The sequence below is a fragment of the uncultured Endozoicomonas sp. genome, assembly GCF_947495845.1.
Taxonomy (GTDB): domain Bacteria; phylum Pseudomonadota; class Gammaproteobacteria; order Pseudomonadales; family Endozoicomonadaceae; genus Endozoicomonas.
The window spans coordinates 1-1,328 of sequence record NZ_CANMAO010000080.1; the positions used below are offsets into that span (position 1 = coordinate 1).

Genomic DNA, 1,328 nt, shown 5'->3' on the forward strand with positions numbered 1-1,328 from the left:
CGGCTCTGCGAATACCTGGTAAGAGGACTTTCACCTCTCTAGTTAAGTGCCATGCTCGGCACACACGCCAATTTCAGGGGCGCCGCAGGCGTCCCCTGGAAATTTTTGTTAGCTGCAGAACCTAGATTATCCAGTTCAATAGTCCCTTTATTTTATTTTCTATAATGACCGCCAAATACACCGCCAAATACAGGAGGGGCTGCAGTTTCTCGTGGATGTGAGATTTTCATTTCCTCTACCAATGACTCTATTTTCATTAGTGAGGACTGATTTCGAATCAATTCTCGTTTACTCTCAACACCCATTTTAAACTTTTCATAATCACTATTAGAATACTGACTCCTTATTATACGAACCCGTGGTTCAGTATAATATACACAATCTTCAGCGAAGATCGGCGTCTCTAGATCTTGCCAAGAATCAATAATTATTTCTTTTCCATTTGTTAATTTTAATACAGCCCAATAATGAGCGTCCACAGGGTGATTATTGCCATGAACTGACAGGCTTTCACCTTCCTGCAGTTTTGGTGAATGTACGAAACATGATATTTGAGCAAATTCAGAACATTTACCCGTAGCTTTTTCTAGAGCTAAAGCAATGGAAAATTCTATAGCTTCCTGTGAATAAATATCTATTGGCTCTTTTTTTAATACCTCTGGCAATACAAATTCTGAAAAAACATAATCTCTGTAATATGCATCACCTGATGAATCTGATCTATTTGAAGGTAGATTGTGCAGAAGTCTTCTCACTTCTATTATTGTTTCTGCCGCCTTGTAAATTGCAGATAATTCATATTCAGTAATTAAATACCCGTTTATTTTCTTATCATTAATATATTGTGAAATAGCTTTTTTCAATTTATCAGAAGAATCATTATTTTCTTCTTTTGCTAATTTAATATTTCTGGCCAATACAGAAGAAATACAATCACTTTTAGTTATAACCTGAAACTCATCAAGTTTAGTTAAAGCATTATCAGTAGATTCAATAGGCTCTAGTTTATACCTAGAAAATTTTGAAATATTATCTGGATTTATTGAAGGTGCGTTTTCAACCTCTCTTTTTAAGCTTGGTTTCTTGGTGTTGTTTATGATGCCTCCAGTACTATCCATATTAATACACTCCATAAGTTAAAACATTAGATCGTTCTAAATAGATATTAAAATCTACACTAATTCATTTATGCTGAAATTAGAATTAGACATTTGTCTATGTACATAATGAAAGATAATGTAGCAGACAAGAAGCAGCTAATCGGGATAGGACGAAGCCTCACGACTCCGTTCCTCCCACACCACGAGCCGTACAGATCATGTAGCATC

At 35.5% G+C, this 1,328-nt stretch carries 1 protein-coding gene; it reads right to left on the reverse strand.

Features of this window, described 5'->3' with window-relative positions:
• Positions 1–152: 152 nt before the first annotated feature.
• Positions 153–1,118, reverse strand: a complete 966-nt coding sequence (locus Q1B11_RS20150) for a hypothetical protein (RefSeq protein ID WP_299735797.1) — start codon at positions 1,116–1,118, stop codon at positions 153–155.
• Positions 1,119–1,328: the final 210 nt, after the last annotated feature.

Coding starts and splice junctions, on each gene's coding strand:
- Q1B11_RS20150 (WP_299735797.1), bottom strand. CDS start 1,118: ATGGATAGTACTGGAGGCATCATAAACAACACCAAGAAACCAAGCTTA.